The organism is Phenylobacterium sp. (assembly GCF_030680185.1).
GTDB lineage: Bacteria > Pseudomonadota > Alphaproteobacteria > Caulobacterales > Caulobacteraceae > Phenylobacterium.
In genome coordinates this window covers 40430-65069 of sequence record NZ_JAUXVZ010000051.1, presented here as the reverse complement: position 1 = coordinate 65069, position 24640 = coordinate 40430, and the positions used below count along the sequence as shown (strand labels likewise).

Genomic DNA, 24640 nt, shown 5'->3' with positions numbered 1-24640 from the left:
CCCGCTGCGACCAGAATGGACCCTCAGCAAGGCGGCGGGCGACCCACCTCTCGACCCGACCGCAACCCCCGATAAGGATCTGCCGCGATGGTCCGCTCTTCTCGTCATTCTGCGCTGAGGACAGGCCTGCTGGTCGCCTTGGGGGGCCTGGCCCTCATGCGAGCGGGGCCAGGCGCCGCGGACTCTTGGGACACGACCGCGCCGCGGGGCGTGGTGCGCGAACTCGACTTCACCGTCTCCGAGGGGACGGGCATGTCCGTCGATATCTCGCCGGACGGACAGTGGCTGCTCTTCGATCTTCTGGGGCATGTCTATCGGGTTTCGACGGCCGGCGGTGAGGCCCAGGCCCTCACCCAGAACAGCGGCGTGGCCCTGAACTACCATCCCCGCTACGCGCCGGATGGGCGGTCCATCGTCTTCGTCTCCGATCGCGGCGGCCAGGCCAATCTCTGGGTGATGGACGCAGATGGCGCTCGACCGCGCCTGATCCTTGACGCCCCCGACAGCGCCTTTGCCGAACCGACGTGGACGGCGGACGGCTCGGCGGTGATCGCGATCCGCATGCTCCCCCATGCCCTGGGCGCATGGTCGCGGACCAACCGGATCTGGAGCATCCCGATCAACGGCGAGGCGCCCCGCGAACTCGCCGGCGCCGATCACAACCTGGTCTTCGCCCCCTCGGCGACGGCGGACGGCCGCTATGTCTACTTCCACCAGACCTCGGGCCCCGTCACCGCCGAGGGCTATTTCAAGACCCCGACGGACCACCAGATCCGCCGCCTCGACCTTTTGACCGGCCGCGACGAGCCGGTCCAGGAAAGCGCGCGGCGCCGCTATTACCACGACGAGCCCTTCTCCGACTTCGCCCCCAGCCTGTCGCCCGATGGGCGGTTCATGGCCTTCCAGCGGCGCGTGCCAGGCGGCGTCACCGAGCACGACGGCGTGCGCCTGAACCAGCAGACCGGCCTCTGGCTGCGCGACATGGAGACCGGCGAGGAGCGCCTGGCGATTGAACGCCTGGCGCCGGACCAGCTTGAGACCCACACCCTCTATCAGATCCGGTTGGCGCCCGGTTACGCCTGGGCCCGCGATGGGGCATCCATCGTCTATTCTGAAGGCGGCCAGTTGCGGCGGGCCTGGCTCGATGATGGCCGGGTGGAAACCATCCCTTTCACCGCCCAGGTGCGCCGGACCATTTCCGAGCAGGTTCGCCCCCAGATCCGCCTGAACGATGGGCCGTTCGAGGTTCGCGCGCCCCGTTGGCCAGCTGTGTCGCCCGATGGCCAGGCGTTCGTCTTCGAGGCGGCCGGCCGTCTCTGGCGCAAGGCCATGGACGGGACGGCGGCCCAGCCCCTGCTTCGACCCAACCCCCGGTTCGGCGGCGGCCTCACGGTGGAGCTGTCTCCGGCCTGGTCCCCCGACGGCCGCTGGATCGCCTTCGCCACCTGGAACGATGAGATCGGCGGACATCTTTGGAAGGTTCGGGCCACAGGCGGTGCTCCCGTGCGGCTGACGACCACGGCCGGAGAATACCTCAACCCCGCCTGGAGCGCCGATGGCCGACGACTGGTGGCGGCGAAGGGCGCTGGCGGCGGCCTGCGGGGGGAGGGGACCGGCGTCGGCGGTTGGAATGACATCATCGTGCTTTCGGCGGCGGGGGGCGTGGCCGACGCCGTCATTCGCGTCACCACGGATGGCCGCTTTGCCCGTCCGGTGTTCGGCGCCGATGGCCGAATCTATGTCGCATCTCCGACCGAAGCGGCCGACCCGCTCGGGGACGCCAGGTTTGCCGCCCTCTTGCGTTCCGTGGCCCCAGACGGGGGTGATCCGCGTATCCACGCCGGCCTCGGCGCCGCGAGTGGTGCGGTTATCTCGCCCGATGGGCGACACCTGGCCTTTGAGGCGGGCGAGAACATCTTCCTGGCGCGCCTCGATCCGGCTGCGGCTCGCCTCCCCGTGCTCGCCGCAGATGATCCGCGCAGCTCAATCCAGCAAATCACCACCCGTGGCGGCGGGTTCGCCTCCTGGAGCGCAGATGGCCGGCTGGCCTTTCTTCAGGGACCGGACCTGAAGCTGGTCGATCCCGAAAGCGGGGGCGAGCAGACCGTTGCGACAGCCCTCCAGGTCCCATCCAACACACCGGTGGGGGACTTGGCCCTGATCAATGCGCGCATCCTGACCATGGACCAGCGCCAGGTGATCGACCGCGGCGTGATCCTGGTCCGCAACGGGCGCATCGTCGCGGTCGGCGCCGACATTCCCGTGGAGGGCGCGGCGCGGGTGATCGACCTGCAGGGCCGCACGGTGATGCCGGGGCTGATCGATATCCACGCCCATCATGTGAGCGGCGGCGACCACGAGATCATCCCGCCGCACCGGGCCAGATCGGCCAACTACCTGGCCTATGGCGTGACGACCCTGTTTGATCCTGCCGCGCCGACCTTCTCGGTCTTCGCTCTGGCCGAGCAGACCGCGGCGGGCAGACTGATCGGTCCTCGGGTGTTCAGCACCGGCACGCCGATGTACGGCCATGGCGGCCTCCTGCTGAGCGACCGCAGCTTTGCCGACGACACCGCGGCGCGGCTGGCCGGCATGGGGGCCATCGGCCTGAAGCAGTACTATCAGCCGCGCCGGGCGCAGCGTCAGTGGGCGACCGAGGCCGCCCGTGAGCACGGCGGTCTGCTGGTGACGGGCGAGGGCATGGACCTTGGCTACAATCTCGGCATGATCATGGATGGCCAGACGGCGTGGGAGCACCCGCTGCTGGACCTGCCCCTCTATGACGACGTGGTCCAGTTCGTCGCCCGCTCGGGGACCCAGTACAATCCCGAACTCATCACCCCGGGCCAGGGCCTGTATCTGATCGAGTACTTCATGTCCGAACAGGACCTGACCGGCGATCGGAAGCAGCAGCTCTGGGTCCCGTGGAAGGATCTCTATCGGAAGACCAACTTCACCCGCCGCCCCCTGGCGGAATATCCGGCCATCCTCTCCGTGCAAGGGGTCAAGGACATCGTCCGCGCGGGCGGCAAGGTCGGGGTCGGCGGCCATGGCCAGGACCAGGGCCTGGGGACTCACCGAGAAATCTGGACCTTCGCCCTGGCGCTTGACCCCATTGAAGCGCTGGAGGCCGCCACCATCGTCAATGCGCGATACCTGGGGCTGGAGGCCGATCTGGGCTCCATCACCGCGGGAAAGATCGCCGACCTGATCATCCTTGAGGCGGACCCTCTGGCCGATATCCGCAACAGCCTTTCGATCGTCCAGGTGATGGCTCAGGGCCGTCTGTATGACGCTGAAACCCTTGACGAGGTCTGGCCCAGCCCGCGCCAATATGGGCCCCGGCGATGGATGATGACGCGATAGGCGCGGCGTCTGGCCGGCTTGATTTCAGGAAGGCGCGCCGGGTCTCTGGCGCGCCTTCTCATTGGGCGCGGCGAACTTGGCAGAACGCCGATGCGCTCAACTCTTGGGCGCCGGCGCCCACCCAAGAAGCAATCAAACCCATCGCGCAAATGAAGGGAAATCTTCAAAAATCAGCGAAGCAAAAGAAATATCCCGCGGCCTGACCGCCTTCGGGGCGCACAGCGCCCTTTTGCCGCCTCGATAGCATCTACCTCGCACGGAGCGTTTCGCTAAGGCGATCTCGCAGATCCGGCGCTCACGCAGCCAGCAGGCTCGGGGAACGGCAAAAAGAGGGGATCGATGAAACATTTGTTTTGCGGCGTAAGCGCCGCGGCCTTGTGCCTGGGGGCTTATCCGGCGCTGGCCCAGTCCGCGAACGACGGCGACATGGTCCAGGAGATTGTGGTCACCGGCTCGAACATCGCCACCAGCGCCAATCTGGTGACCAACGCCACGCCGATCGACGTGCTGGGCGAGGACATCGTTCAGGCCACGTCGGGCGAGTCGATCTCGACCTTGCTGCGCAGCCAGCCGATTTCGATCGGGGCATCATTGGCCCCCACCAACAACGAATACACCGGCGGCGGCTCCTCGGTGAACCTGCGGGGCCTGGGCTCAGCCTATACGCTGGTTCTGATCAACGGCCGCCGCTTCGGTGGAGAAGACACCCCCGATGTGGATGCTGTGCCGGCCGAAGGCGTCCAGAGCATCGAGATTCTGAAGAACGGCGCCTCGGCCATTTTCGGGTCTGACGCTATCGCCGGCGTGGTGAACATCAAGCTCAAGGACCGCTTCGACGGGGTCGAGGCCTTCGCCTCATACGGCAATACCACCGATGGCGACGCCAGCTACAAGCGGATCGGCGCGCTGTTTGGCACGCAAACTGATCGGTTTGACTTCGTCGGTAGCGTCGCCTTCGAAGAACGCAACGGCATGACCAAGGACGATCGCGCGCTGACCGCCAGCCGTGACTATCGCGCCTATGGCGGAACTGATCGCCGCAGCACCGCGGTCACCACCCCGAACATGCTGGTCGTGAACGGGACCTCCCTCACAGTCGACACCACGCGCGTTCCAGTGGGCCAGACCGGAACCTCGCTGGCGGACTACAAGCCGCGCAGCCAGGACGATGCCGTGTCCACCAACGAGGAGGGGACCTTCCCGCCCCAGAAGGGCTTTTCGGGTCATTGGTCGGCCAATTACGACCTGATCGATGAGCGCCTGGTGTTGTTCACCGACGGCTATTTCAGCACCCGTGACCAGACCTTCGTCGCCCTGGATTCGCCGGTGGTGGTGGTCACGGCGCCGGCCAACAATCCCTACAACCCGTTCGGCGCGCCGGTGACGGCGGTCTACAAGTTCGGGCCGAACGAGTTTGGCCCCATCACCGAATACTTCGACACCACCAACCTGCGGGGCACGGTGGGCCTGAAGGGCAAGCTCAACGGCTTCACCTACGAGGCCGGGTACAGCCGCTACGAAAAAACGGTCAAGGAACACTACGTCAACGACATCTCGCTCGCCGCCGCCCAGGCGGCGGTCAACCGGACGGACGCGACGGCCTTCAACCCCTTCGGTCATTACGCCAACAGCGCCGCCCAACTCGCTGGCCTGAGCCCCACCAGCAATTACGAGATCAAGAACGAGGTGGCGACCACCTACGCCATCGTCACTGGCCCGGTCTTCTCCCTGCCGGCCGGCCAGGTGCGCTTTGCACTTGGCGGCGAGTACCGCGAGATCGACTACACCGCGACCTATGACGCTGGCTGGAAGAACACCGTCTACTGGTGGAATGGCGGCGGGCGAACCGATCAGGAGCGTTCGCGTGAGAACAAGACCGTCTTCGGCGAACTGTTCGTGCCCTTGATCTCCAATCCCGACTCCATGGCGCTCAGCTCGCTGGAGGCCACGGGCGCCATTCGCTACGAAGACTACAGCGACTTCGGCGATGCGACGGTGAAACAGGCCAGTCTCCGCGCGGGCTTCCTGCAGGAAAGCCTCTATCTGCGGGCGTCCTGGGCGGAATCGTTCCGGGCCCCGGCTCTGGCGCAGCTCTATGCGGCGCAATCGCGCAACACTGAGCCCGGCGGTTTCTTCTATGACCCTGTCCGCGGCGGCAACCTGCCGGTCGACCGTATCGTCGGTGGCAATACGGCGCTCAAGCCAGAGCTGGGCGAGTCCTACAACATTGGCGTCGTTTATCTGCCGAGCTTCGTCGATCGCCTGTCTCTGAACCTGGACTACTGGCGGGTGGAGATCACCGATCTGATCGCGACCCCGGATGGCCAAGCGCTGCTCAACGGCACATCCCCAAGCGGGACGATCACCCGGGATCCTGTGACCCAGTATCCCACCCTGGACCTCCGTCTCTCCAACGGCGGCGATCGCACCGCCGAAGGCATCGATTTGGGGGCCAACTACATGGTTCCCGATCTGGCCATCGGCCAGCTCACCCTGAGCTTCAATGCGACCTACACGATGGAGTTCAAGGACACGGCCGGGGCGGTGACTGTGGATCGCCTGGATAACTACAGCGGCACTTTTGGCCCGATCCCGAAGTGGCGTTGGGTCGCCGGCGGGCTGTGGAACTATCAGGACTTCGACGCCTCGGCCTTCGTTCGCTACACCGGCAGCTACAAGGATATCCTGCCGGGCGTGGTCAGCCGCCGGGTCGATCCCTATGTCACCGCAGATCTCCAGGTGGGCTACACCGTGGCTCCGGACGCGCCGGTCATCCTGCAAGGGGTGCGGGTCTATGCCGGCGCCGAGAACGTCTTCGACGCCGAGCTGCCGTTTGTGGCGTCCTCGACGGACGGCTGGGATCGGTTCCTGGCCGATTATCGCGGTCGCTACGTCTATCTTGGGGTCTCCAAGAAGTTCTAGCCTCAGAGGCGACGCCCCGGTTCCGGGTCCGGAATCCGGCGGCGTCGCCATGGGTCGGGCGCACCTTCGCCGAGGGATCGGCGAAGGTTGTCCCGTTTTGAGGGTGTTGTTCGAAATACTCCTCGGCGGAGTCCTGCAAAATAGCCGGATGGGACGAGACAACGATCCGGCGCGCGCCCACGACGCGGCCGACCACCTCTTTACGCAGCTGCGGGGCGGACAGCCGGCGGTATGGCTCAATCCTGCCGTGGCCGACCTGGGCGTCTCGGCTGCTGATCTCGATGAAATTCAGCGGGCGGCCGACCGGTTCGAGCGCTTCGAGCCGCTGCTGAGCCGGCTTTTCCCCGGTGAGGGCTGGTCCGGCCGCATCGAGTCGGAGCTGTTCGCCTATGCCGAGCCGCCTGCCGGCCTGACAAACCTCTGGGTCAAGGGCGACCACGCCCTGCCGATGACCGGGTCGATCAAGGCGCGTGGGGGGGTGCACGAACTGCTCTGCTATGTGGAGCGCATTGCGCGGGACGAGGCGCTGCTGGCGCCCGGCGAGAGCCTCGAGGCGTTGCTGGAGCCCGAGGCCCAGGCCGTGCTGAACCTGCATTCGGTCGCCGTGGCCAGCACAGGAAATCTGGGGTTCAGCATCGGCCTGGTAGCGAGGGCCATGGGGCTCAATGCTGAAATCCACATGTCGATCGACGCCAAGGCCTGGAAGAAGGCGCGGCTCCGCGCCCTCGACGCCAAGGTGATCGAGCATGAGTGCCACTATACCGAAACGGTCGCCCGGGCCCGCGTCGCCTCGACCGGCGGCCAGCGCGTACACTTCATCGATGACGAACGCTCGAGGGACCTCTTCTTTGGCTACGCCGTGGCGGCCCGCGAGGTGGCCAGTCAGTTGGCGGCCCAGGGTGTCGTGCCCAACCCTGACGCGCCGATCGTGGTCTATCTGCCCTGTGGCGTCGGCGGGGCCCCCGGCGGGGTGCTGTTCGGACTGAAGGCGCTCTTCGGCGCCGGGGTGCTCGGCGTGTTTGTCGAGCCCACCCAGTCGGCCTGCCTGCTGGCCGCCATGGCGATGGGGGGGCGGGAGCCGGTCTCGATCTATGAGCTTGGGCTGCGGAACGACACGATCGCCGATGGCCTGGCGGTGCCGGTTTGCTCCAAGTTCGTCCTGGAGCAGGTTGGGCCCGCGATCAACGCCGTCGTCGCCATACCGGACAACGCTATGCTGACCTGGATGCGCCACGCCCATGGCGTCAACGGCCTGCGGCTGGAGCCGTCCGCGGCCTCTGGCCTTGCTGCTGTCGAGCCGTTCCTGGCGGCCGCGCGGGCCGAGCCTGCGCTTGCGGTGCGCCTGGCCAAGGCCACCCACCTGGTCTGGACCACAGGCGGGGCGGCGCTGCCTGATGACGAATTCCACCGCCTTCTGGACCTCTGATCAGGTTCAACCTGCGGCCAGTTCCACAATGCAAGGCTTGAGACGATGACCTCCCTTTACCAGCGCTTCCTGGCTGTCATCGGCATGGCGCTCGCCCTGAGCGGTGGCCAGGCCTGCGCCGCGGCGCCCGCCGGGGATGGATTTGGCCGTCTGCCCCCGGTCGAGGACCCGGCCTATTCGCGCTATCAGCGGCAGTCGATCTATGTGCCGGTGCGCGATGGGACCCGCCTGGCTGTCGACATCTACAGGCCGATGACGCCGGCCGGGGTGGAGGAAAAGCCGTTGCCGGTGATCTTCTACTACGCCCGCTACTGGCGGGCGCGGCAGCTGCCTGACGGGTCGATCTCAACCAATCTCGGCGTCCTGATGAAGGGCCAGAGCATTGGCGCCCTGACATCTCGCGACAGCAGCGGCCGGCTTCTGTTCTGGGACACGGGCCGGGAATCGATCCCAGAGATCATGCGTCACGGCTACATTTTCGTCCGGGCCGAGGGCCGTGGGACCGGCGCCTCGGAGGGCGTACGCCTGACCGACTACGCCCCGGAAGAAGCCCGCGATGGGGCCGACCTCGTAGCCTGGATCGCCGACCAGCCCTGGAGCAATGGCAAGGTCGGCATGATGGGCGGATCCTATCCGGGCATCACCCAGCTCATGGTGGCGGCCGAGGCGCCGCCGGCCCTCAAGGCGATCTTTCCGGCCGCGCCGGCCCTGGATTTCTACCGCCTGATGAGCGGCGGGACGGGCGTGCTGCACAAGGGCATTGTCGGCTTCCAGGCCGCCCAGGCCCGCAGCGACGGCCTGGATGTCGAGGCCCCGGTGGCGGCCAAGGTCGTGCCCGTGGATGATGATCCCGACGGCGTGCGCCTGCGGGAAATCCTCGACGCGCGGGTGGCCAATACGCCGCCGGATTCGGCTTTGCGTGCGCTGCATGGGCTGAGTCCTGAGTTTGCCGGGACGGTTCAGGCGCTGGCCCAGGCCTGGGAGCTGACCAGCCTCGCGGAGGCGAGCGCCACCTTCCTGGACGCCGCCACCCTTATGGATCGCCAGCGGCCGGATGCGAATCTCCAGGCCAAGGCCCTGGCGGGCCTGCACCTCTTCCGTGACACCGAGGTCTTCTCCGAGCCGGACACGACCGGCATGGTCTCGCCGCATCTGAAACTGCCGGCCCTGAAGGCGGCCAAGGTTCCCACCTATGTGTGGAGCGGCTGGTACGACATGGACACGGTGGGGGCGACCCAGCTGTTCCAGAACCTCGATGGGCCAAAGAAGATGACCATCGGCCCCTGGAGCCATGGCCCCAATGAGGACAACGGATCCCAGCGGAGCCCCTTGATCCATGCCGAGGCCCGAGCCCGTGAACTGCTGACGGCTGAAGCCACCCGCTGGTTCGACCACTGGCTGAAGGGACGGGACAACGGCGTGATGAACGATCCGCCCGTCCACTATGGCTATAAGGCCAGTGGCGCGATCCGCTGGGCGGGCGCCGAGCAGTGGCCTGCCCCGGACGCGCGGGCCGAAACCTTCCACCTCCTGGGCGGAGCGGGCGAGGGCGGCCTGGCCACGACGCCTGGCGCGGCGGCCGAGATGAGCTTCACGGTGGATTACCTGGCCACGATGGGGCCGCAGTCGCGCTATCACGACTCCTTCAGCGGCGCGCCGGAGATGGCCTATCCGGACCTGGCGGCCCATGCGCAGAAGGGCCTGACCTTCACCACGACGCCGTTGGCCGACGATCTGGTGGTGGTGGGTCATCCGGTCATCACCTTGCTGGCTCGCTCCACCGCCGCCGACGGGGACGTGTTCGTCTATCTGGAAGATGTCGGACCTGAGGGGACCAGTTATGTGACCGAGGCGGTGATCCGCGCCTCTCACCGCACCCTTGCATCGGCGCCCTATGACGTCATGGGTCTGCCCTTCTCGGAGTCGAGCCGGGCCGCCGTCGCCGCCACGAGGCCATTCAACGCCGGCCCCGTCCGGCTGGTCGCCGACCTGCAGCCGACAGCCTACCGCTTCAAGGCGGGGCATCGGATTCGGGTGGTGGTGACGGGGGCGGACGCCGACAACTACATCACCCCGCCCATCCTGCCGGAGCCGGAGATCACCCTGTCGGTCGGCGGACGGTCCGGCAGCGCGATCGTGTTGCCGGTGCTGGCGGAGGCGGGCGCGAAATAAGGCCTGCGCGCCTAATCAGAGGGCCGGCTGTCGCGCCTTCTGGGCGAGGTAGCTGGCCGCCATGGCCTCTTCCTTGGTCTTGCGCATCACGATGTAGGACGAGAACTGGCTCATCTTGCCAAAGGCGTCCATCAGGCCGTCCATCGTCGCCAGATAGTCGGTCATGTCCCGCGCCACGACCTTGAGCATGTAGTCGAACTGTCCGGCGACGAAGAGGCATTCCACTACCTCAGGCGTGGCGGCCACGATCTGTTCGAAGCGTGCGGACTCATGTTGCCGGTGCGACTCCAGGGTCACACAGGCCACGACCGTGACGAAGGAGCCGATGGCCTTCTGGTCAAACTGAGCGCCATAGCGCTGCAGCACCTTCTGTTGCTCGAGCCGCTTGACCCGGTTGAAACAGGCGCTTTCCGACAGGCCGACATCCAGGGCGAGGCGGGCATTGGTGATCCGCCCGTCCTTCTGAAGGACGTCGAGGATTTTAAGGTCGAAGCTGTCGATCTGCATGATCGGTTCCGAAGGCCGCAGGTTGAACTCAGTCGGTGACGAACAGTCGCCGCTCGAACTTGCACAGGGTGTCCGACCCCGTCGCCGTCACCACGAAGGGCTCGGTGATGACGATGGAGGCGTTCTCCTGCCAGACCCCCGGCATCAGGTGGAAGGTCATGCCTTCCTCCAACACCGTCTTGTCTTCCGGCCTCAAGCTGATGTTCAGCTCGCCGATAGTCGGGGGATAGGCGATGCCTATGCCATAGCCGCAGCGGGCGGCCTTATGCACGCCGCGGCGCCCAGCGGCCTTTTGCCACGCATGCTCGACGTCTGCGGCAGTGGCGCCCGGCTTGGCCGCCTCGAGCGCCGCTTCGACGCCGTCCAGGGCCGCCTTCTCCAGGTCGAGCAGGGCCTGGGATGGCTCGCCCAGAAATACGGTTCGGGCCAGCGGCGTGTGATAGCGATGGCGCGCCGCCACCAGTTCGAAATTGGCCTGACCGCCGGCCTCATAGGGGGCGTCGGTCCATGACAGGTGCGGCGTGTCCACGCGCTCCCCGGTCGGCATGAAGGGCGGGGAGGCGGCGTACTGGCCGCCATACTCGGCCGTGCCGCGCATCAGGGCGCGATAGATTTCGGCGGCGACGTCGCACTGGCGGACGCCGGGCCGCGTATGCTCGATGGCCGTGCGCATGCCGCTTTCGACGATCTTCGCCCCCTGGCGCATCAGGGCCACCTCGGCCGGCGACTTCTTCGACCGGATGAAGTTCACCAGCAGGCTGGCCTCGACCAGGGTGGCGTTGGGCAGGGAGGCCTCGAGCACGGCCTGGGTCTTGGCGGTCAGGTAATAGCTCTGCAGTTCTGTGCCGATCCGCCCCTTGTCCAGCCCGCGCTCGGCCAGGAAGGCGGCCAGAAACTGGGCCGGATGGCGCTCGGCCGACTGCACGTAGGTGTCGGGATAGGTGTGGATGTCCTCGTCTTGCAGCCAGGTGGTCAGGCGCGCGCCCCGGGCGTCCATCTCGCGACCCAGCCACAGGGGGCGGCCGCCGTCGGCGGTGACGATAAGGTACTGCTGGACGTAGAAGGACCAGGCCTCGTAGCCGCTGACATAATAGAAGTTGCAAGGGTCGCTGAGGATCAGCAGGTCCAGCTTCTGCGCGGCCATGGCGGCCCGGACGCGACCCAGGCGGGCCTCGAATTCGGCGGTCTCGAAGATGGGGGAGGGGTTCATTCGGCGCCTTTCGAGGAATCGACGACGGCCCGTAGGCTCGGCGAACGCGCGCGGATGATGAACAGCAGCGCGGCCGAGGCGACGAGGCCGACCTGGATGATGGTGAAATAAGGGGCGAGGCCGATGCGCTCGGCATAGATGCCGAGGAAGCCGGCCAGATAGTTGCCGACGCCGACCGTGACGTACCAGACGCCGATCAGAAGGCCGGTCAGCCGCGGCGGCGACAGGCGACTGATGGTCGAGATTTGCGGTGGCCAGATCAGCACGTCGCCGACGGAAAAGCAGAGATAGCCGGCGACGATCCACCAGGCGCTGTGCAGGCCAGTGGCCGACTGTCCGCTCTGCGCGGCCGCCCCAAGGAAGAAGGCGTAGCCGACCGCCAGGGCCAGCAGGGCGCCGATCTGTTTCAGATAGGGGTCGATGTGAATGGCGCGGGCGGCGAGCCTGGCCAGCGCCACTTCGAAGAGGGGGGCCAGGATGACGAAGCCGATGGTGCTGATCGTCAGGAAGACCGAGGCCGGCAGCTCGACCCCGCCGACCATGCGGTCGGTGTCTGACTTGACCATCAGGGTCAGCACGCCGGCCTTCTGGTAAAAGGCAGTGGCGTAGATCGCGGTGAAGGCGGTGAGCAGCAGGATGGCCGGAACCGCCATGGGCGGCCGGCTCGCCTCCAGCCCGGTGGCCTTGCCGGCGGCGGCGGGCCTTCGCCCGATGTCACCGAGCAGCGTCGGCGCCTTGACCACATAGAGGATCAGGCCCGCGGCCATGCCCAGTGACGACACCAGAAAGCCCCAACGGAAGCCAATGAGTTCGCCAAGGGCGCCTGCCAGCAGGGTGCCGGCCACCGAGCCCATCCAGATGCACATCAGGAAGATGGTGTAGCCCGCGGTCCGCGGAAGCTCGGGGCGCGTGTCATACACCCGGCCGACCAGGGTCGAGATGGCGGGTTTGAGCAGCCCGGTGCCCAGTACGATCAGGCCAAGACCGGCGAACAGCAGGGCTCCGGCCAGCGCGCCCTGGAGGCCCCAGGTCATCAGAAACAGCGACAGGTTGCCCAGGAGAATGCCCAGACCACCCAACAGGACGCCCGAACGCTCTCCCAGCCAGCGGTCGGCGATCCAGCCGCCGGCGGCCGGCAGGCAGAAGGCCAGGCCCGCAAAGATGCCATAGGTCTGCAGGGCTTGATCGCGGCTCCAGCCCAGCCCGCCATCGGCGGTGGCGGTGCTGAGGAACAGCACCAGCAGCGCGACCATCCCATAGTAGGAAAATCGCTCCCAGAACTCGGCGGCCGCGACCAGGTAGACGCCGGCCGGCTGCCGCCAAAGGCTCGTGGACATGTCGACCATCATCTTCCCCCGCGGCCATAGCTTCCGACGCTGGTCATGATCTGGACCAAAGGGCGAGATGTCCGCCGCGCAAGGCGCTTTTGACGAAAGAATCTTCTGACCGCGGCAATCCTGGGGAGGACTGTCCTGATTGGGACAATTCAGACCCTCTCCGAAGAGGCCACTGAAAACCGACCCATTCGCAGAAGATCACTTCGTCCGTCATCCCCCTTCTCGAAGTCTTGCGGCGACCGCCCCCCTAGCCTTGGGGAGAGAGGCGGGGAGCGATGTTGTCGTCCAAGATCAAAGATACCGAGCCGCAGGCGACAGGACCGTTTTTCCCGGTCTTTGATCCGGCCACGGGCGCTCAGGTCGGGCTGGCCCCCGACCTGAGCCTCGATGAGGCTGAACGCGTCGTCCAGGCCGCCGCCGCCGCCTTTCCGGCCTGGAGCCGCCAGACGGCCCAGGCGCGCGCGGCCTGCCTCCGGCGCTGGCGCGATATCCTGGCGGCGCAGGCCGATCATCTGGCGATGCTCATCACCCGGGAACAGGGAAAGCCTCTCGCGGAGTCCCGGGGGGAGGTGGCCTATGGCCTGGCCTTCGTCGACTGGTTCGCCGAGGAGGCCGTCCGCGTCAATGGCGCGGTGATTGCAAGCCATATCCCGGGGTCTCAACTTTCGGCCACGCCCGCGCCGCTCGGCGTGGCGGTGGCCATCACCCCCTGGAATTTTCCATTCGCCATGATCCTGCGGAAGGCCGCCGCGGCCCTGGCCGCAGGCTGCGCTGTCGTGGTCAAACCCTCGCCCGAGACGCCCCTGACGGCGCTCGCCATCCAGGTCGCAGCGCGGGAGGCGGGCTTCCCCACAGGCGTCTGCTCCACGCTGACGGGCCTGTCGGCCTCCCTTGGAGAATATCTGGTCGCACACCCCTTGGTGCGGGCGGTGAGCTTCACGGGATCGACAGCGGTGGGGCGGCGGATCCTTCGGGACGCCGCCCCCACCATTAAGCGTGTCCTTCTGGAATTGGGCGGGCATGCGCCGTTCATCATCTTAGACGACGCCGATCTGGACGCTGCTGTGGCCGACTGCGTGGCGGCGAAGTTCGTCACCTCAGGCCAGGACTGCCTGGCGGCCAATCGGATCTTCGTCCACCGAAGTCTCCACGTCGCCTTTGTCGAGAAGCTGGTGGCGGCGACGGCCGCCCTCAAGGTCGGGTCAGGCCTCGAGCCGGGCGTACACATGGGGCCGATGATCCATGCGGCGCAGGCGAAGGCCTGTGAAGCCCAGATCGACGACGCGCTGGCCAAGGGCGCGATTCTGAGGTTCCGAGGCGAGGCGCCCGACGGGCCGGCCTATTGCGCGCCTGCGGTTCTGGACCAGGTCACGGAAGAGATGCGGATCTTCCATGAGGAGACCTTCGGTCCCGTCGCGCCCGTGATCGTCTTCGACGACGAAGACGAAGTCGTCCGCCGCGCCAATGACAGCATCTATGGGCTGGCCGCCTACGTGCAGACCCGCGATCTCGGCCGGGCCATCCGCGTCCAGCAGGCCCTCGACTACGGCATGGTCGCGGTCAACAGCGCCCGCATGACCGGGCCCCCCATTCCCTTCGGCGGGCGTCGCCAGTCCGGCCTCGGCCGGGAAGGCGCCCAGCAGGGCCTGCTCGACTTCACCGACACCAAGTATCTTTGCCTCCATCACAGGTGACCGCCTTGACCGCCAATTTCGATAGCGCTCCGCGTCTCAATGAGAGCCTGGAGCGCCTGGATCAGGTTTCACTGATCCATCCGTTCACCAGCCTGAGGAGTTATGCGGCGGGGGAGGCGGGCGAGCCCCGTATCGTCACGGGCGGGCGCGGCGCCTGGATCCGCGACCAGCACGGCCGGGAGTTCCTGGACGCGTTCGCCGGGCTCTATTGCGTCAATGTCGGCTATGGACGCGAAGAGATCGCCGACGCCATCGCCAACCAGGCCCGCAAGCTGGCCTACTACCATGCCTATGCCGGGGCCACGAACGAGCCGGCCATTCGCTTGGCCGACAAGATCCTCTCCATGGCGCCGAAGGGCATGAAGCGGGTCTATTTCGGCCTGTCCGGCTCGGACGCCAACGAGACCCAGGTCAAGCTCGTCTGGTACTACAACAATGTCCTGGGTCGCCCGCAGAAGAAGAAGATCATCTCGCGACGCCGGGGCTATCATGGCGGCACCATCATTTCCGGAGCGCTCACGGGCCTCGATGTCTACCATGCCGGCTTCGACCTGCCGTATGGCCCCATCCGCCACACGACCGCGCCGCACCACTACTGGGAAGCCAAGCCGGGCATGAGCGAGGACGCCTTCTCGGCCCAATGCGCCGATGACCTGGAGCGCCTGATCCTCGAGGAAGGCCCTGAGACCGTGGCAGCCTTCATCGGCGAGCCGGCGCTGGGCACCGGCGGGATCGTCCCGCCGCCGGCCGGCTATTGGGCCGCCATCCAGGCGGTCCTGCGCAAGTACGACATCCTGCTGATCGCCGATGAAGTGGTCTGTGGCTTTGGCCGTCTGGGCGAGAACTTCGGATCCGACGTCTATGACATGGCCCCCGATCTGATCACCGTCGCCAAGGGGCTGACCAGCGCCTACCTGCCACTGTCCGGCGTGATCGTCGGGGAACGGGTGTGGGAGGTCCTGCAGGCGGGGCAGGACACCTACGGCGCCTTCTCCCATGGCTATACCTATTCGGCACATCCGGTCTGCGCCGCCGCGGGCCTTGCCAACCTCGAACTTATCGAGCGCGAGGACATCATGGGCAATGTGCGTTCGGTGGGGCCTTACCTGCTGGCGCAACTCCAGGCCGCCTTCGCCGATCATCCCAAGGTCGGTGAGGTTCGAGGGGTAGGCATGTTGGCGGCGATCGAGTTTGTGGCCGACAAGGACGCCAAGACGCGGTTTGATCCGGCTGAGCGTATAGGCGCGCGCGTGTCGGCCGCGTGCTCTGACCTTGGCCTGATCGCCCGGGGCATGCCGGGCGGCGATATTCTGGGATTTGCCCCGCCGCTCGTCCTGACCAAGGATGATGTCGGCGTGATCGTCGAGCGCGTCGGTAAGGCGCTGGCGACCGTGTTCCCTGCCGCATAAGGGCAAGACCCGTGAGTGAACATCTGAGTCAGGTCGAAACACCCAGCCTGATCCTCGACCTTGACCGGCTGGACCGGAACCTGGCTCGGATGGGCGCCCAGCTGGCGCCTTGGCCCAAGGTCGCCTTCCGTCCTCACATGAAGACGGCCAAGTGCGTGGACGTCGCCCGTCGCGCCTTGCCGCAGGGTGGGCCGATCATGGTCTCGACCCTGCATGAGGCCGAGTACTTCTTCGGCCACGGGTTCGACGACATCCTCTATGGGGTCGGTGTCTCCCCGGACAAACTGCCGCGCATTGCGCGACTGGCGGGCCGTGGCGCGAAGATTACCGTCATCCTGGACAGCGTGGCGATGGCCGAGGCGCTTTGCGGCTTTCTCGCGGCAGGCGGTCCGCCGATCACGGTCCTCATCGAGATCGACACCGATGGTCACCGCAGCGGCGTGCGGCCCGACGCCCCCGAGCTGCTGGAGATCGGCGCCGTCCTGAGCGGGGCGGGCGCGTTAGGGGGCGTTCTCACCCATGCCGGTGAGAGCTATCAGGCCCGCAGCCTGGAAGATCTTCATGCCTATGCCGAACTGGAGCGCTCGGGCGCCGTGCAGGCGGCTGAGCGTCTGCGTAGCGCTGGCTGGGCCGCGCCGGTCGTCAGTGTTGGCTCTACTCCCACGGCGCTGTTCGCCCAGGACCTGACCGGCGTGACCGAGGTGCGGGCCGGGGTCTTCATGTTCCAGGACCTGGTGATGGCCGGCGTCGGGGTCTGTTCGCCGAACGACATCGCCCTGTCGGTCCTGACCACAGTGATCGGCCATCAGGCCAGCCGGAACTGGATCATCACCGACGCCGGATGGATGGCGATGTCGCGGGACAGGGGCACTGAGCGCCAGGCCGTGGACCAGGGCTATGGCCTGGTCTGCGATATGGCGGGGGCGCCGATCGGCGATCTGATCATGGTGTCGGCCAATCAGGAGCACGGGGTCATCGCTGATCGGGCCGGCGCGGGCCTGGATCTGAGCGCCTTTCCCATTGGGTCAAGGCTGCGCATCCTGCCCAATCATGCCTGCGCCACCGGGGCGCAGCACGGGGCCTACACGGTCGTCCGCGGCGAGGAGATCCTCGACCGCTGGACCCGCGAACGGGGCTGGTAGCCTCAGATCTCGACCACCGTCGTTTCGCTCGTCTGGCTCGCCTTCGACAGGACCAGCTGAGCCATGGCGAGATCCTGCAGACCAAGGCCCGTCCCGTCGAACAGGGTGACGTCATCGTCCGAGACCCGGCCTGGGGCTCGGCCAAGGATGACCCCGCCCAGCGGCGTCAGCGCCTCGGCTCTTTCGGGAACGCGTTGGCATTCGCCAAGCGTCAGGGCCTGGGCGGTGGAATCGACAAACAGCCGAGCCGCCCTGAGAAGCCCGTCGGGGGTTTCGCCCTTGCCGGCCGTGTCTGATCCCATGCAGGCGAAGTGGGTTCCGGGGCGCACTGCGTCGGCCGAAAACAAGGGCGTCGTGGCGCCGGTGATGGTGACGACCACGTCGCAGGCGCTCACCAGCGCATCGGCGGTCGCCGCTGGCCTGGCGTGGGGGCCAAGCGCCGAGGCCAGGCGCGCGGCGGCTTCGGGCGTCCGGTTCCAGACCAGCACCTGATCGAAGTCGCGGACCGCCAGCACGGCCCGGGCGTGCCAGAGCGCCTGGCCCCCCGCGCCGATGATCCCCAAGACCTTTGCATCCCGGCGGGCGAGGACGTCCACCGACAGGGCGGCGGAGGCTGCGGTTCGCAGGGCCGTGATCACATTGCCGCCCACCAGGGCGATCGGCACGCCGCTCTCGGGGTCGGTGAGCACCACCGTCGATTGATGTCGGGCCATGCCGCGCGTGGTATTGCCTGGCCAGTACCCGCCGATCTTGAGCCCGAGCAGGCCGCTCGCCCGGTTGACCCCGGACTTGATCCCGTAGACGCAATCGCCAAGGCCGGGGCGCTCGCGGATCACCGGAAAATTGTCGGCCTCGCCGGCCGCCATCTGCGCGAATAGGGCTCGCATACAGGCCAGGGCGTCGGCAGGCGCGAGTATCTTGGCGCACTGGGCGTCGGAGATCAGGGCGACAGCGCTCATGACTTCACCCGGCTCATGCCGCTCAGGGCCTGCTGTGCGATCTGGCGGCTCCGGAATAGCACCATCTCTTTCCACTCCAGGTCTTCGGGATAGAACTGCGCCCGCATCGCGGCGCGGGCCGCTCGGCCGATCTCGTCATGGGGATCACCGGTTCCATAGGCGTGATGCCAGTGGTCCAGACGGTAGGCGACGCGGCTGGCCTCCTGACTGAAGGTGCCGAACTCGAGGCAGATATAGACGTAGCGCCCATCGCCTCGCAGCTGCTCCCAGAAGAGTTGGAGGGAGCCATTGATGGGCACGGAGAAGGATGTCCCGAGCTCCGGAAAGGTGAGGGATGGGCCAAACATCTGCGTCGCCAGGCGATGGCAGTCGGTGTCGGCCTGGTTCTCGGACTGGGCCTCGCCATAGCCGTAGGGACCAAGGCCGGTGTGGATGTCGAGGATGGTGACGAAGCGACGGCTCGCCAGGGCGTAGTCCGCCGCAATGGCGTCCAGGGTGTTCTGCGCCGCTGAGGGACCAAAGCCACCAAAGAACATGCCCTTGGGGTCCACATACTGGCCGCTTTTCCGGGCCATCTGGAAGGCCAGTTCGCCGACCTCCGCCCGATAGGTCGCCAGGGCGGCCTCGGCCTCGGCCAGGGCCTCGACCTCCATGCTCCGGGGCAGCAGAAGCTGCGCAATGGCGTCGTAGCCGGGATTGGCCGGAAGCGGCTGGCCGAAGTCGATGAAGTTACGATTGAGGTCGCAGCCCTCCTCGGTGACGCGACGGTCCCAGGCGAAGCCGTAGGGATTGACCGCATGGATCAGCAACAAGGCCTGGCCCTCGTTCGGCCGAAAGGCGGCCATGAGGTCGCGCTGAACGCCCGAACCACAATAGCCCTCGACCCCATGGACCCCGGACAGGACGACGAGAACGTCTTGCGCGTCGGCGGGTCCGATCCAGGCGGCGTCGGTCCACAAGGGCTCGCCGTCGGGTCCTGTCGCGGCGCTGGGATAGGCGCGCGCCTCGCCGGGCGCCTGACCCCGAAACGCTGCGCGCGCGGCGGCATAGCTCTGGGGGAAACAGGTCGCGGCGGCTCGGGTCAGGTCGTCAATCATTTCTGCGCGGCGCTCCTGTCAGGGACGACGCCATCATAGGGTGTCGTGGCGGAAGTCGATCCCCCCGATGGATGCGGCGTTTACGGCGTATCTTGCCGTTGCAGGCGCCCTGGCGCGTGGTTTCTTCGCGGCGGGGTCCGCTAGCTTCCGCGCGTTCAGTGCGAGTGGAGCGAGGGCGTGATGACGGGAGAGACAGGGGAGGGGCCAGTTTTCGCCGGCGCCCGGATCACCGTCGATCTCGCCGCCCTGAGAGCCAACTACCGCCATCTGGCGAAACTGGCGTCCCCGGCCCGTGTGGCGGCTGTCGTCAAGGCTGACGCCTATGGGCTCGGCGCGGCCCAGGTGGCCGTGACCCTCTCTGAACTGGGCTGCCGCGACTTTTTTGTCGCCCATCTCCACGAGGCCCTGTTGCTGAAGCCGATAGTCGGCGATCACGTCGACCTGTTCGTCCTGAACGGCCTGCCGCAGGGGGCGGAGAGCGCCTGCGCGGCGGCGGGGGTCATTCCGGTCCTCAACAGCTGGGACCAAGCCATGCGTTGGCAGAGCCTCGCGGTGGAGACGGGGCGGCGTTTTCCCGCTGCGATCCAGCTGGACAGCGGGATGTCGCGCCTCGGCCTCCCACCCCAGGACGTCAGTCGCCTGGCCCAGGAGGCAGGCTTCTTCGACCAGGTTGAAGTGCGCCTGATGATGAGTCACCTGGCCTGCGCCGATCATCGTGACTCGTTCGCCAATCATCGTCAGTGCCGAGCCTTCAACGCCCTGGCTGATCGGCTGCCCCCCGCCCCACGGTCACTGGCCAATTCCGCCGGGATTTTTCTGGGCGCGGCCTTTCACGGGGAATTGGTGCGGCCCGGCTTGGCGCTCTACGGCGCCGGACCGTTCGACGGCGAGACTAGCCTCATGGCGCCTGTGGTCGGGCTGGAGGCGACGGTGATCCAGGTGCGCGAGGCGCCGTCCGGTACGGGCGTCGGCTACGGGCTCAGCTTTGTGGCCACGCGGCCGGTCCGGATCGCCACCGTCGCCATCGGCTATGCCGACGGCTGGCCGCGGCGGATGGAAGGGATCGGCGCGGTCCATTTTCAGGGTCGCCGCCTGCCCATCATCGGGCGGATCTCGATGGACAGCCTGACCATCGATGTCACCAGCCTGCCCGAAGGGGCGATTGGCGAGGGCGATGCGGTGGAACTGGTCGGACCCAATCAGACGCTGAGCGAGGTCGCCGCCGCCGTGGGCGCCATTCCCTATGAAATCCTCACTGGCCTCGGACGGCGCTGTCGCCGGATCTATCTGGACGGTGACAGCTTGGAGCACGATCGATGCGGGTGACCGTTCTGGGCGCAGGCGTGATCGGCGTGACCACCGCCTACTATCTGGCCCGGGCGGGTCACGAGGTCACCGTATTGGATCGTCGCCCGGGTCCGGCCCAGGAGACGAGCTTCGCCAATGCAGGGGAGATTTCCCCTGGTTACGCCTCGCCCTGGGCGGCGCCTGGCGTGCCGTTGAAGGCCTTGCAATGGCTGACCATGGCGCACGCGCCGCTGATCCTGCGGCCGCAGCCGGACCTGGCGATGGTCGCCTGGATCCTGGCGACACTGAGCAACTGCACCGCAGCGCGCTACGCGATCAACAAGAGCCGAATGGTGCGGCTAGCCCTGTACAGTCGCGATCGGCTCATTGAGCTGCGGACCGAGACGGGCCTGACCTACGACCACCGGAGCCTGGGCACGCTGCAGCTCTTCCGCACACAGGCGCAGATGGACAGCGTGGGCAAGGACGTGGCCGTGCTGGAGGCCGACGGAGTGGCCTATGAGGTGCTCGACGCTGCGGGATGCATCGCCGCCGAGCCCGGCCTCGCCCACGCGAAGGACCGCATCGTTGGCGGGTTGAGGCTGCCAGGGGACGAGACCGGCGACTGTTTCAAGTTCACCCAGGCCCTGGCCGGATTGGCGGCCGGCCTTGGCGTCGACTTTCGGTATGAGGTCACGATCCAGGGGCTTCGGGTCGACGGCGACAGGGTCACAGCAGTGCGCACCGACCAGGGCGAGGTGCCATCCGACGCCTATGTCGTGGCGCTGGGCAGCCATTCCCCCGCGCTGTTGCGGCCGTTCGGTATCGGCCTGCCGATCTATCCCGTGAAGGGCTATTCGATCACCGTGCCGATCAAGGCCTTCGACAGCGCGCCGGTTTCGACCTTGCTCGACGAGAGCTTCAAGATCGCCATCACCCGCCTGGGGGACCGGATCAGGGTGGGCGGCATGGCCGAGCTTTCCGGATATTCCACAGACCTTCCAGTGGTGCGCCGACACACGTTGGAGCACTCTCTCGAAAGCCTCTTTCCGGGGGCGGGCGCCACGGAGGCGGCCAGCTTCTGGTCTGGCCTGCGCCCCATGACCCCTGACAGCGTGCCCCTGATCGGACCCTGCGCGCTGGGAAACCTCTTCCTGAACACCGGACACGGCACGCTGGGATGGACCATGGCCTGTGGTTCGGCCCAGGTCTTGGCCGATCAGATCAGCGGCGTGCGTCCGGCGATCGAGACGCGTGACCTGTCCCTTTCGCGCAGCCCTGCCTAGATACGCACTCCAGCCAAAGGACTCCTGATGACCATCACCCGTCTCCACTCCGGCCCGCGCATGAGCCAGGCCGTCATCCACGGCGACACCATCTATCTGGCCGGCCAGGTCGGCGCGCCAGGTGAAAGCGTCACGCGGCAGACCGAAGCCGTGCTCGCCTCTGTCGACGCTCTGTTGGCGCAGGCCGGAAGCGACAAGTCCAAGATCCTCAGCGCCACCATCTGGCTGGCTGACATGGCCGACTTCGCCGAGATGAACGCCGTCTGGGACAAGTGGGTGGCCGGCAAGGACGCCCCGGCCCGCGCCACCGGCGAGGCCAAGCTGGCGACGCCAGATTACAAGGTCGAGATCATCGTCATCGCCGCTCGGGCGTAGCCGGAACAAAGCACAGCCTTTCGCGGAGCGGGGCGACAAGGGCGGTTTCTTCAGCTCAAGCGGCGCGCCGGGCAAGGCTTCGGCGTCGCTGCGTTCTGTACTGGCGGGCAAGTCGCCAGGAGTCCGTCTTGTCCCCCATCGCGCCCAGCCGTCTGTCTGTGACGGTCGCCAGCGAACGCTGGCCTCTGATCACGCCGTTCCGCATTACGGGCTATACCTTCTACGACATCGAACTCGTGGTCGTGACCTTGGACGACGGTCGTCACCAGGGGCGAGGGGAGGCGACGGGCGTCTATTATCTGGACGACCGGCCCCCGGCGATGTTGGCCCAGATCGAGGCCGTTCGGTCTCAGATCGAGGCCGGCGCCGACCGCCAGCAACTGGCGCAGATTCTGCCGCCCTGCGCGGCCCGCAGCGCCCTGGACTGCGCGCTGTGGGACCTGGAGGCCAAGCGGGCGGGACGACCGGTCTGGCGGCTGGCGGGACTGGCCCCGCCAAAACCTCTTCTGACGACCTACACCATCGGTGCGGACGCCCCGGAGGCTATGGCGGAACGGGCGGGGGGCTTCGCCGACGCCCGCGCCCTAAAGCTGAAGCTGGTGGGCGACGGCCTGGACGCCGCCCGGGTCCAAGCCGTCCGTGAGAGCCGGCCCGAGGTCTGGCTCGCCGTGGACGCCAACCAGGGCTTCACGCCAGAAAGTCTGGCTGACCTCACGCCCACCCTGGTCGAGGCTCGGGTCGAACTGATCGAGCAGCCGTTCCACCGCGGCCAGGACGCCTTTCTGGATGGCTTGAAGTCTCCGATCCCCATCGCCGCCGACGAGAGCGTGCAGGGCCTGGCCGACGTCGCCGCCATGGTCGGGCGTGCGCAGGTAATCAACATCAAGCTCGACAAGTGCGGCGGCCTGACAGAGGGCCTGGCCATGGCGGCGGAGGCCAGGCGCCTCGGCCTTGGGGTCATGGTCGGCAACATGCTGGGCACGGGCCTGGGCATGGCGCCAGCCTACCTGGTCGGTCAGCTCTGCGATGTCGTGGATCTTGACGGGCCGCTGCTGCTGGCGGCCGACCGGACGCCAGGCGCCGTCTACCGGGACGGGCTTGTGGACTGTCCCGAAGCCCTCTGGGGCGGCGCGGCATGACCGCCCCTGCGCCCACCTGGTTTGGTCAGCCGCGCGGCCTGACCGTCCTCTTCCTCACCGAGATGTGGGAGAAGTTTTCCTTCTACGGCATGCGCGCGCTGCTGGTCTATTACATGACCCGCCAGCTGATGTTCGACCAGCAGCGCGCATCCCTGGTCTATGGCCTCTACACCGCCTTCGTCTTCCTGACGCCGATCCTGGGCGGCCTGATCGCCGACCGCTGGCTTGGCCGCCGTCGGGCCGTGATCCTCGGCGGGTCGATCATGGCGCTGGGCCATTTCATGATGGCCTTCGAAGGCCAGTTCTATCTGGCCCTGGCAGTGATCGCCCTGGGCAATGGCCTGTTCTTGCCAAGCCTGCCCAGCCAGATCAGCGGCCTCTATAGCGCTGACGATCCCCGCAGGGGCTCGGCCTATAATGTCTACTATGTCGGCATCAATCTCGGGGCCTTTCTGGCGCCGCTCGTCTGCGGCACGCTGGGCGAGGTCTATGGCTGGCACTGGGGGTTCGGCGCCGCCGGCATCGGCATGCTGGCGGGGCTCTGCATCTACATCGCCGGGCAGAAACACCTGCCGCCGGAGCCTAAGCGGACTGCGCCGGTCCATGCCGAGGCGGACCTCGCCAAGGATGAGCTGAGGCGTCGGTTCATCCTGCTGGGCGCCGTGGGACTGGCCGTGGTGGTGTTCCGCGCCGCCTACGAGCAGACCGGCAACACCCTGGCCCTGTGGATCGACGCCAGCGTTGATCGCAGCCTGGGCGTGAGCTGGACGATTCCCAGCACCTGGTTTCAGTCCCTCAACCCGCTGCTGGTCTTCCTGCTCAGTCCCTTCGTCGTGGCCTATTTCATCCGCACGGCGCGAGAGGGCCGCGAGGCCTCGCCGTTGCGAAAGATGGCCCTGGGCGCCGTCATGGTCGCGGGCGCCTATCTGATGTTGGCCGCGCTCAGCGCCTGGACGGCGGCGTCAGGCGTACAGATCGGCTGGCTCTGGGTGCTGGCCTTCTTCGTGCTCCTCACCGCAGGCGAGCTCTTTATCCTGCCTGTAGGCCTCGGGCTGTTCGGCCGGATGGCGCCGCCCAGAATGGCCGCCACCCTGATCGCCGCCTGGTTCCTCGCCGGCTTCTTTGGAAATCTCCTGGCTGGGTTGGCGGGAACGACCTGGAGCCAGATCGGGCCGGCGCTCTTCTTCCTGATGATGGGGGGGATCGCGGCGGTGGCCGGCGGCCTGCTGCGGCTGTTGGATGGTCCGATGCGACGCCTGACCTTAGCGCCCAGAGAGGCGTCTCGTCTCCCGGCCCTTGAGCCCTGATGTGT

At 67.1% G+C, this 24640-nt stretch carries 17 protein-coding genes; 12 read left to right on the top strand and 5 right to left on the bottom strand.

Going from position 1 to position 24640, the window contains the following annotated elements; translation table 11 throughout:
• Positions 1-252: 252 nt before the first annotated feature.
• The 4 genes from Q8L83_RS12030 to Q8L83_RS12015 all read left to right on the top strand — a co-directional run bounded on the left by Q8L83_RS12030 (position 253) and on the right by Q8L83_RS12015 (position 9886).
• Entirely contained in the window at positions 253-3366 is a 3114-nt protein-coding gene (locus Q8L83_RS12030) for an amidohydrolase family protein (RefSeq protein WP_305287233.1), read from the top strand.
• Between the two features lie 426 nt (positions 3367-3792).
• Entirely contained in the window at positions 3793-6288 is a 2496-nt protein-coding gene (locus Q8L83_RS12025) for a TonB-dependent siderophore receptor (RefSeq protein ID WP_305287232.1), read from the top strand.
• Positions 6289-6436: 148 nt separating this feature from the next.
• Positions 6437-7714: a D-serine ammonia-lyase gene (locus tag Q8L83_RS12020; protein WP_305287230.1), complete on the top strand. Its 1278-nt coding sequence runs from the start codon at positions 6437-6439 to the stop codon at positions 7712-7714.
• Between the two features lie 45 nt (positions 7715-7759).
• On the top strand, positions 7760-9886 hold the full coding sequence (locus tag Q8L83_RS12015; protein ID WP_305287228.1) for a CocE/NonD family hydrolase: 2127 nt from the start codon (positions 7760-7762) through the stop codon (positions 9884-9886).
• A 15-nt stretch (positions 9887-9901) separates the two neighbouring features.
• Here the strand turns inward: Q8L83_RS12015 and Q8L83_RS12010 are convergent, their stop codons facing one another.
• From Q8L83_RS12010 to Q8L83_RS12000, 3 genes are read right to left on the bottom strand one after another with little or no spacing between them, the layout of a single operon-like run.
• Positions 9902-10393, bottom strand: a complete 492-nt coding sequence (locus tag Q8L83_RS12010) for an Lrp/AsnC family transcriptional regulator (protein ID WP_305287227.1) — start codon at positions 10391-10393, stop codon at positions 9902-9904.
• A gap of 28 nt (positions 10394-10421) precedes the next feature.
• The gene (locus Q8L83_RS12005) at positions 10422-11603 is read right to left on the bottom strand and encodes a Xaa-Pro peptidase family protein (RefSeq protein WP_305287226.1); all 1182 of its coding nucleotides are present in this window, start codon (positions 11601-11603) and stop codon (positions 10422-10424) included.
• Positions 11600-12940 (bottom strand): peptide MFS transporter, encoded by a 1341-nt coding sequence (locus tag Q8L83_RS12000; protein WP_305287224.1) that lies wholly within the window; start codon positions 12938-12940, stop codon positions 11600-11602. The genes Q8L83_RS12005 and Q8L83_RS12000 overlap by 4 nt, the downstream gene beginning before the upstream one ends.
• A gap of 275 nt (positions 12941-13215) precedes the next feature.
• Between Q8L83_RS12000 and Q8L83_RS11995 the strand changes: the two genes are divergently transcribed.
• Genes Q8L83_RS11995 through Q8L83_RS11985 form a run of 3 tightly spaced genes read left to right on the top strand, consistent with a single transcriptional unit; the run spans position 13216 to position 17185 of the window.
• Positions 13216-14634, top strand: coding sequence for an NAD-dependent succinate-semialdehyde dehydrogenase (locus Q8L83_RS11995; protein ID WP_305287222.1), 1419 nt, complete (start codon positions 13216-13218; stop codon positions 14632-14634).
• Positions 14635-14639: 5 nt separating this feature from the next.
• Positions 14640-16043, top strand: a complete 1404-nt coding sequence (locus tag Q8L83_RS11990) for an aminotransferase (protein WP_305287220.1) — start codon at positions 14640-14642, stop codon at positions 16041-16043.
• An 11-nt stretch (positions 16044-16054) separates the two neighbouring features.
• Complete coding sequence (locus Q8L83_RS11985; RefSeq protein ID WP_305287218.1) at positions 16055-17185, top strand: alanine racemase; 1131 nt, start codon at positions 16055-16057, stop codon at positions 17183-17185.
• Positions 17186-17187: 2 nt separating this feature from the next.
• On the opposite strand, the gene Q8L83_RS11980 is transcribed toward Q8L83_RS11985, so the two are convergent.
• Complete coding sequence (locus Q8L83_RS11980; RefSeq protein WP_305287216.1) at positions 17188-18144, bottom strand: ornithine cyclodeaminase family protein; 957 nt, start codon at positions 18142-18144, stop codon at positions 17188-17190.
• Positions 18141-19241 carry a DUF2817 domain-containing protein gene (locus Q8L83_RS11975; protein ID WP_305287213.1) on the bottom strand — a complete coding sequence of 367 codons (1101 nt, stop codon included), beginning with the start codon at positions 19239-19241 and terminating at the stop codon, positions 18141-18143. The genes Q8L83_RS11980 and Q8L83_RS11975 overlap by 4 nt, the downstream gene beginning before the upstream one ends.
• A gap of 180 nt (positions 19242-19421) precedes the next feature.
• Between Q8L83_RS11975 and alr the strand changes: the two genes are divergently transcribed.
• From alr to Q8L83_RS11950, 5 genes are all read left to right on the top strand, one after another.
• The gene (gene alr / locus Q8L83_RS11970) at positions 19422-20567 is read left to right on the top strand and encodes an alanine racemase (protein ID WP_305287211.1); all 1146 of its coding nucleotides are present in this window, start codon (positions 19422-19424) and stop codon (positions 20565-20567) included.
• Complete coding sequence (locus Q8L83_RS11965) at positions 20558-21814, top strand: D-amino acid dehydrogenase (protein ID WP_305287209.1); 1257 nt, start codon at positions 20558-20560, stop codon at positions 21812-21814. The genes alr and Q8L83_RS11965 overlap by 10 nt, the downstream gene beginning before the upstream one ends.
• A gap of 27 nt (positions 21815-21841) precedes the next feature.
• Positions 21842-22189 (top strand): RidA family protein, encoded by a 348-nt coding sequence (locus tag Q8L83_RS11960; RefSeq protein WP_305287207.1) that lies wholly within the window; start codon positions 21842-21844, stop codon positions 22187-22189.
• 128 nt (positions 22190-22317) lie between these two features.
• Positions 22318-23328: a dipeptide epimerase gene (locus Q8L83_RS11955; protein WP_305287205.1), complete on the top strand. Its 1011-nt coding sequence runs from the start codon at positions 22318-22320 to the stop codon at positions 23326-23328.
• Complete coding sequence (locus tag Q8L83_RS11950) at positions 23325-24635, top strand: peptide MFS transporter (RefSeq protein WP_305287203.1); 1311 nt, start codon at positions 23325-23327, stop codon at positions 24633-24635. The genes Q8L83_RS11955 and Q8L83_RS11950 overlap by 4 nt, the downstream gene beginning before the upstream one ends.
• The last annotated feature ends 5 nt before the right edge of the window (positions 24636-24640 follow it).